6 protein-coding genes are annotated in these 8,248 nt (G+C 70.7%); all 6 read right to left on the reverse strand.

The window, feature by feature from the left end:
- Positions 1-239: aldolase/citrate lyase family protein (locus G3I65_RS27270; RefSeq protein ID WP_239071474.1), on the reverse strand; the 239-nt coding region annotated here is incomplete at its 3' end.
- Between the two features lie 198 nt (positions 240-437).
- Positions 438-1,193 (reverse strand): alpha/beta fold hydrolase, encoded by a 756-nt coding sequence (locus G3I65_RS27275; protein WP_160698652.1) that lies wholly within the window; start codon positions 1,191-1,193, stop codon positions 438-440.
- A 16-nt stretch (positions 1,194-1,209) separates the two neighbouring features.
- Positions 1,210-1,578, reverse strand: a complete 369-nt coding sequence (locus G3I65_RS27280) for a DoxX family protein (RefSeq protein ID WP_160698653.1) — start codon at positions 1,576-1,578, stop codon at positions 1,210-1,212.
- 59 nt (positions 1,579-1,637) lie between these two features.
- Positions 1,638-3,938 (reverse strand): glycoside hydrolase N-terminal domain-containing protein, encoded by a 2,301-nt coding sequence (locus G3I65_RS27285; RefSeq protein ID WP_160698654.1) that lies wholly within the window; start codon positions 3,936-3,938, stop codon positions 1,638-1,640.
- A gap of 89 nt (positions 3,939-4,027) precedes the next feature.
- On the reverse strand, positions 4,028-4,774 hold the full coding sequence (locus G3I65_RS27290) for an SDR family oxidoreductase (protein ID WP_160698655.1): 747 nt from the start codon (positions 4,772-4,774) through the stop codon (positions 4,028-4,030).
- A gap of 83 nt (positions 4,775-4,857) precedes the next feature.
- A partial coding sequence (locus G3I65_RS27295; RefSeq protein WP_160698656.1) for a CARDB domain-containing protein occupies positions 4,858-8,248 on the reverse strand: 3,391 nt, incomplete at its 5' end.

An 8,248-nucleotide genomic window follows, 5' to 3' on the forward strand; every position in this document is an offset into this window, starting at 1 on the left:
CGCGCGGCCGCCAGCGCGGCGTCGGCCTCGAACCACGGGGTGCCCGGGGCGTTGATCCGGACCATCGCGGTGCCGCCGCCGTCGAGCCACGTGCCGACCGCCGCGCGGGCGGTGTCCTTGTCCGCCGGGGCGACGGCGTCCTCGAGGTCCAGCAGCACGACGTCGGCGCCGCTGGCGACGGCCTTGCCGAAGCGGTCGGGCCGGTCACCGGGCACGAACAGGAACGTCGTCGCGGTCATGGTGCCCCAGGGTAAGGGGTTTCGCGGCCCGGACTGCGTGTTCGCCCGATGCGGGCGGGGCCACCTCAGCACGATCGTGGACTCCAGCATCGGACGGAGTGAGGGATCGGGCATGCGAGGCGACTGGATCTACGACTGGGCCAAGGTGGAAATGGAGTACCGGGCCGGCCGCGCACCGGCCCCGATGCGGCACCGCCGTCACGCGCGCGCCTCGAGGAACTCCACCAAGCGCGGATTCACCGCCTCGGCGTGGGTGAAACTGAGGAAGTGGGCGCCGCCCTCGACGACGACCAGCGGTTCGGCCGCGGGCAGCGCGTCGGCCAGCTCGGCCGCGCGCTCGACCGGGTAGGCGAGGTCCGCCGAGCCGTGCAGCACCAGCGCCGGGCACGAGATCTCGCCCACGCGCGGCAGCACCGCGTCCCGATCCACGAGTGCGTTCATGGCCGGTGTCAGCTGCGAAGGCGGCACCGACGCCCAGCGCTCCTTCCACTCCGGCGCCTCGAAGTCGCCGAAGCAGATCCGCGCGACGCCGTCGAGCACCTCGGCCGGGGCGCCACCGGCGACCCACGCGTCCAGGACCGCCCGGTAGCCGGCCGCGACGGCGGGGTCCTCCGCGGCCGCCGACGTGCCGAGCACCGCGATCGCGGACACCCGCGCCGGAGCCAGCAGCGCCATCCGCAGCGCGACGAACCCGCCCTGGCTGGTCCCGACGACCGCCGCGCGCTCGACGCCGAGGTGGTCGAGCACGCCCAGGACGTCCCGGGCGACGTCCCAGTAGTCGAACGGGCCGTCGGCGGGGGTGCCGCCGTGGCCACGCTCGTCGACCGTGACGCACCGGAAGCCGGCGAAGGCCGCGAGCTGCGGCGCGAACATGCGGCCGTCCATCAGGAAGCTGTGCAGCAGCACAACCACCGGGCCCTCGCCGCCGTGATCGGTGTAACCGGGAAGCGTCATCGGTCCTCCGGGAATGTCAGCCGGCGAACCGGCCGATCGCCACGAACGCCGCCAGCACCAGCAGCACGACGTTCATCGGCAGCGCCTTCGTTTCCTTGCGCCGTGCGTGCACGATGATCGCACCGATCTGGACCACCGCCAGCCCGGTGGCGGCCAGCGGGGTCAGCACCGGGGCGATGTCCAGCGCCCGCGGCAGGACCAGCCCGATCGCGCCGAGGACCTCGACCGCGCCGATGCCCTTGACCGCCGCGCCCGGGAAGTCCGCCGCCCAGCCCATGTTCGGGTTTTCCAGCAGCTTCTCGCGCGGGGTCGCGAGCTTCATGCCCCCGGCGGCGAGGTACAGCGCGGCGAGCAAACCCGCCACGATCCACAGGACGACGTTCACGATGACCTCCGGTCGCAAGAAAGTAGTTGAACACTACACCACTTTCCGGAGGACGTGCCTCAACTTGGCTGGACCGTGACCGACCCGCCCGGCCGCAGGCTGATCGCGCGCTTCCAGGTTCCGGCGCGAACCTCCGTCCTGGTCCCGCCGACGCTGCGGATCACCGCCGTCGTCACCTTCCCGGCGCGCCAGGCGAGGTCGACCTCGAACCCGCCGCGCGCGCCGATGCCGGTCACCCGGCCCGACCCCGCCCACGCCGCGGGCAGCGCCGGCAGCAGTTCCAGCACGCCCGGCCGCGAGTACACGAGCATCTCCACCATCGCCGCCGTCGCGCCGAGGTTCGCGTCGATCTGGAAGATCGTGTAGCTGCCCTGGCTGTACATGTCGAAGAAGTTCGGCGCGGTCCCGTTGCCGTTGGCCACCGACGGCCGCAGCACGGTGAGCAGCAGCTGGTGCGCGCGGTCGGCGTCCTTGAGCCGGGCCCAGCACGCCGAGCGCCACGCGGTCGCCCAGCCGTAGCTGTCCATGCCGCGCGCGATCAGCAACGCGCGCACGCCGTCCAGCAGCTCCTTCGGGGCGGTGTCGGCCGCGATCCGGTCGCCGGGGAAGAAGCCGATCAGCGGCGACAGGTGCCGGTGCGTCGTCTCGCCGAGGTTGTCCGGCGACATCCACTCTTCGAGCCAGCCGGTCGTGGGGCTGACTTCCGGCAGGTACAGCTTCCGCTGCAGCCCGGCGATCCGGTCGCCATACGCGCGGTCCCGCCCCAGCACCGCGACGGCCTCGCGGTAGTGCTCGAACAGGTCCCAGACGATCTCCTGTGAGTAGGTGTTCCCGCGGGTGTCCTGCGGGCCGTGCTCCGGCGACCAGTCGTGGTCGTCGACCAGCACCTCGCGCCCGCCGACCGTCATCGGCAGCAGCCGCGCCTCCCAGAACTCGCACGCGCCCTTGAGCAGCGGGTAGATCCGCGCGAGGTAGGCCTTGTCCTGGGTGAAGGCGTAGTGGTCCCAGAGCGAGTTGCACAGCCAGGCGTTGCCGCCCGGGTGCCACCACCAGCCGGAGCCGCCGTAGATGTTGGTGGAGAACGCGACCGCCCAGCCGCCGATCCTGCCGCTGGTGTTCCGGAACCTGTTGCGGGGGTCGTTGAACAGGCGGTTCGTGCTGTCCGTCCACACGGGAAGCTGCGCCAGGCAGTAATCCGCCAGCGCAGTGAAGCTCTCGGGCAGCGCCGCGCGGTCGGCCAGCCAGTAGTTCATCTGGACGTTGATGTCGGTGTGGTAGTCGCTCATCCAGTCCGGCGTGTTGGTGTTCTGCCACAGGCCCTGCAGCCCCATCGGCAGCCCGTCGCGCGACCCGGTGATGGTCAGGTAGCGCCCGAACTGCAGATAGCTGGCCTCCAGCTCCGGGTCCGGCGTGGCCGGGTCGTCGTGGCGGGCCACCAGCCGCGACCACGTGTCCAGCGCCCGCTTCGACGGCGGCGACTGGCCGAGGTCGACGCTCATCCGGTCGTAGAGCCGCCGGTAGTCGGCGACGTGCGTGGCCAGCAGCGCGCCGCCGCCAGCGCGCAGGGCCTTCGACGCCTTCCGGTTCGCAAGCGCCAAGGGGTCGAGGGACGCGTCGAGGAACTTCCTGGCCGCGTCGGGCACGTAGTTCGTGCCGCCGCTCAGCACGATGACGATGTCCTGGCTGCCGCTGAAGGTGGTCCCGCCGGCCACCGTGCACGCGTACTTCAGGCCGTTGGCGAAGGTGCCGGAGAACGCCGCCGCGCCGGTCATGGTCTCGCCGCGGGTGGGCTCCAGCGAGACCGAGCCGGTGACGGGCCCGCCGCTGAGCCGGATCACCACGACGTCGTCGGGGTGGCTGGCGAAGTACTCGCGGCGGTACCGCACGCCCTGGTGCCGGTAGGTGATCACCACGACGCCGTTGCTCAGGTCGAGCGTGCGGCGGTAGTCCGAGACGCCGGTGTGCGCCGGTACCGAGATCCGCAGCTTCGCGAGCAGGCCGAGGGTGCCGAACTTCTCGCGCTCGTAGGGGAACTGGCCGTCGTCTTCGAGGACGTCGTTGGCGCCGCCGGTCCACAGCGACGCGTCGGCGAGGTAGAGGAAGTCGGCCGCGGGATCACCGGCGACCAGCGCACCAATCCGACCATTGCCGATCGGCAGGCCCTGCTCGATGATCTTGCCCTCTGCCGCGGGCGCCGGGTACCACATCGTCGTCGCCCGGTCGTCCGGCACGAGGTCGGCGGCCTCTGGACGGAGAACATCCGCGCTGGCAGCGAAAACAGGAGTGCCGCTGAAGGCGAGACCGGCGCCGACCGCGCCACCGAGCTTGAAGAAGGTACGACGAGAGGGAGGGTTCGACATGTCGGATCCGTTCGGCGTTGAAGGCGGGACCGGCGTGCAGCCCGCCAAACATATGACCTATCCGGAACCAAGGTCAAGAATCTTCGTAATTAATCCGAATACATCTGAGTGCGCCCGGTGAGGTACTCGCGGAAGGTGATCTCGCCGTCGCGGTGCTCCGGAGCCAGGTGCCCGCCCTCGGCGTAGGCGCGGAACGTCTCCCCGGGCACCTTCAGCGGCACGATCCGCCGGAACCGCCCGCTCGCTTCGCCGACCGCTTGGGCCAGCTCCGTCGCCGTCAGGATCTCCGGGCCGCCGAAGTCGGGCACCCGGCCCACCGGGTCGTCCTGGACCAGGTCGGTGAGCCGGCGGGCGACGTCCCGGACGTCCACCGGCTGGAACGAGATCCGCGGCACCGGCACCACCGGCAGCCGGGTCGCGGGCGCGAGCAGGGTCCGGACCAGGCCGTGGAACTGCGTGGCGCGCTGGATCGTGCAGGGCAGCCCGGACGCGGCGAGGAGCTGCTCGGTCTCGTGCTTGGCCTGGTAGTAGCCCAGCGGCACCCGGTCGACGCCGACGATCGAGACGTACACCAGGTGCGGCGCGCCAGCCCAGCGCGCCGCCTCGATCAGCGTCCGCGCCAGGGTCGTCTCGTGCAGGAAGTCGGTGGCGCAGTGGACGATTGCGTCCATCCCGGCCACGGCGCTGTCGACGCCGCGTCCGCTCCGCAGGTCGCCCCGGACGACGTCGGGGCCGGCCCGCCGGCTCAGCACGCGGACCTCCTCCCCCGCCGCCCGCAGCCGCGCCACGACCGCCGAGCCGAGCTGCCCGGTGCCACCGGTGACCAGGATCCGCACGAGCCGCCTCCCGCCGTAAAGCCGTCAAGGCCACCTTACGGGCGTCTGACGCCCGTAAGGTGGCCTTGACGGCACTTGTCGGGTCAGTTGCGGATGATGGTGAACGTGGTCGTCTTGTTGCGGATGTCCTCGTCGTTGTCGCTCAGGGTGAGCCCGGTGAACGTCGCCGAGCCGACGGCCGGGCCCTGACCCGGTTCCGGCAGCTCGTTGGCCCAGATGCCGATCCCGGACTTCGCGTCGAAGGCGTCACCGCTGCGGTGCGCGCCGGTGATCGACACGTTCGTCAGCACGGTGTCCTCGACCGGGTGCTCCGGACCGCCGTTGTACTTGGTCTGGAACATGATGCCGCTGTAGGTCGGGCTCTCGATGTCCACATCGGACACCCGGATGCCGCGGAACTCCTTCGACGCGGAGAACAGCCAGATCGCCGGGAACGTCTGCTGGCCCCAGAAGTGGCCGCCGTCGCGGACGAGGGAGGCGTTCTGGACCGTCGTCTGCTGCGGCCCGAACCCGAGGAACGGGTAGCCGAAGTCGAGCGAGCTGATCGTGATCGCCGAGTACGTCAGCGTGTCCGCGATGTAGAGGTTGCGGAAGGTGTTGTTGTACCCGCCGTAGACCGCCAGCCCGGCCGCGCGCCACGGGGTGAGCGAGGTCAGGTTCTCGAACACGTTGTCGTACTGGTTGCCCGGGTTGAGGTCCGTGGCGGCGAACAGCGCGAAGCTGTCGTCGCCGGTGGACCGGGCCTCGATGTTGGTGACGTGGTTGCCGGTGCTCCCGTTCGTGAGGTTGACGCCGTCGGCGAAGGTGTCGCGGATCCGGGAGTTCTTGATCGTGGTGTTGTCCACGTTCGTGCCCCAGACCATGACGACCTGGTGCTCGACCCAGATGTTGTCGATCGTCAGGTTCACGACGTTGGTCAGGTTGAACACCTTGCCGGGGCCGTCGATCCGGGACGTGTAGTTCCCGAACACCGCGAACCCGCTGAACGTCGAACCGTTCGCGCTCGACTGCACGTCGATGCCGATGTCGGTGTTCTCCTGGCCCGCCGGTGCGGAGAACTTCGTGAACCACGGCCCGGCGCCGGTGACCGTGACGGCCTTGCCGTAGACGTTCAGCTTGCTCGACAGCGAGTAGGTGCCGGCCGGGAGGTAGACGCCGGTGAGGGTGCTGTCCTGGCGGACCTTGTCCAGCGCGCTCTGCACGTCCTGCTGCGTGAACCCGGTGGGCACGGCGAAGTGCGCCGGGTCCGGGTTCGCGACCGCGGTGGCCTGCTCGAAGTTCACGAAGTCGATCGCGTAGTTCGTGCTGTTGGCCGCGTCCTTCTGCAGCTTGATCTTGTGCCCGGCGGGCACGGTGGTGCCCAGCATCGTGCTGGCCTCGTCGTAGATGTGCCGCGGCCCGGCGCCCGGCGAGTTGCCCGGGCCGGTTTCGGCGCCGTAGAGCCACGCGTAGTGCGAGGTCAGGTCGATGGCCTTGAGGAACGTGCCGTCGACGTAGACGTTCAGCGTCGAGTTGATCCCGCCGCCACCCGCGGCGTCCGGGATGGAGAACCGGGTGACCAGGGTGTTGGTCGACGCGCGGGTGGTGAACTCCACCGACGAGCCGGTCGAGTTCAGCGTGACGGCCTTGCGGCCCGACGCCTCGCCCGCGAGGTCGCCGATCGTCCGGTTCGGACCGACCACGGACGCGCCGCCCGCGACGACGCCGTCCTCGGCTTCGTACATGTCGTAGGGCATGTTGGCGCCCCGGCCGACGAACAGTGCCTGCGTGCTGGCGTTGTTGGCCTGCTTGACCGGCAGCTCGTTGGCGTCGTTCGCGACGACGGTTTTCACCGTGTACCGGCCGTTGGCGGCGGTCCAGGTGCCGACGGTGACCGGGCTCGCGGTCGCCCCGGCGGCGATCGCGCCGGAGTAACTCCCGTTGAGCGTCTTCACCACGGTGCCGTTCTGGTCCGCGATCGTCACCGTGACGCCGTGGGCGCCACCCGCGCTCGCCACGGTCCCCTGGTTGCGCAGGGTCGTGGCGAAGGTGACGGTGTTGCCCGCGGCCGGGTTGTTCGGCGACCACGCCGTGACCGCGACGAGGTCGGAGCTCTGCACCGGGCTGACGACCAGCGCCGTCGAAGCGGTGTAGGAGTTGTTGGCCTCGTTCTGCTCGATGACGGCGTTGGCCTCGTCGACCTTCGCGGTCAGCTGGTAGCTGCCCGCGTCCCGGGTGCCGATGTTCGCCGACACGGTGGTCGACGCGCCGGCGGCGAGCGCGCCGACGTTCGCGGTGCCGACCTTGGTGGTGCCCAGGTAGAGGTTGACGTTCGTCGCGCCGGAAGCGGCCGTACCGGCGTTGCGGACCGTCGCCGACGCGGTGATCGCGTCGGTTTCCACCGGGTTCTGCGGCGACCAGGACACGCCGGAGACCGTCAGGTCCGGGTTGGGCGCGGGAACGCCGAAGACCTGGAACTCCGCGGCCTGCCCGCCGCCGGCGCCGGAGTTCGCGGTGACGCGCAGGCGGACGTCGGCGGCCCGGCCGCTGAGCGGGATCGTCACGGTGTTCCCGGTGCCCGGGTCGAAGCTGTAGGTCTGCGCGGCGGCCAGCGTGGTGAACGCGGCCGCGCTCTGCTCGCGGCCCTCGACGGCGATCGTCTGCGTGCGCGGGCCCCAGGCCGGGTCCGGGTTGAGCTTGACGACGACCTGGTTCACGTCGGCGTTCGACCCGAGCGCGACGGTCAGCAGGTTCGGGTAGGTCCCGCCGCCGCCTTCCCAGTACGTCGTCACGGAGTTGTCGTTGGCGTTCGCGGCGACGAAGGAGAACTCCGTCGAGGACGCCGTGATCGGCTTGCCCAGCGCGAGGTTCGTCCCGGCCTGGGTGCCGGTGCGGGTCACCGTGGCGCTGTTCGCCGACTGGTTGCCCGCGGCGTCCTTCGCGCGGACGTAGTACGAGACGGTGGTGCCGTCGGGCTGGTTGTCGGTGTAGGTCAGGACGGTGCCGGCCACGCTCCCGCGCAGCTGGTTGTTGGCGTAGACGTCGTAGCCGGTGACGCCGGTGTTGTCGGTCGAAGCCGACCAGGTCAGCCGGATCTGGCCGCTCGCGGGCTGGGTGTAGGCGAGGTTCCCGGGCGCGGACGGCGGCTGCGTGTCCCCGCCGGCCGGGCCGTGGACCTCGAACTCGGACAGCTGCGCGGCGGGCCACCCGGTGTTGGCGGTGACGTTCAGCCGGACGTACCGGGTGTTCGCCGTGACGTCGACGGTGACGGTGTTGCCCGTGGCGGGGTCGAACCGGTAGCCGGCGGACGGCTTGAGGTCGCTGAAGCCGGTGCCGTCGGTGCTGCCTTGGACGCTGAAGGTCTCGGTGCGGGCTTCCCAGTTCGACGGCAGCTTGAGCACCAGCTGCGCGATGTTCGTGGCCGTGCCGAGGTCGGCCTGGACCCACTGCGGGAACTGGTTGTTGGTGCTTTCCCAGTAGGAGGCCTGGTTGCCG

Origin of the sequence: Amycolatopsis sp. SID8362 (assembly GCF_010550475.1) — a bacterium.
GTDB lineage: Bacteria > Actinomycetota > Actinomycetes > Mycobacteriales > Pseudonocardiaceae > Amycolatopsis > Amycolatopsis eburnea.

What these genes read in the sequence shown, in the direction of transcription:
- G3I65_RS27275 (WP_160698652.1), bottom strand. Translation starts at nt 1,193, where the DNA reads ATGACGCTTCCCGGTTACACCGATCACGGCGGCGAGGGCCCGGTGGTT.
- G3I65_RS27285 (WP_160698654.1), bottom strand. Translation starts at nt 3,938, where the DNA reads ATGTCGAACCCTCCCTCTCGTCGTACCTTCTTCAAGCTCGGTGGCGCG.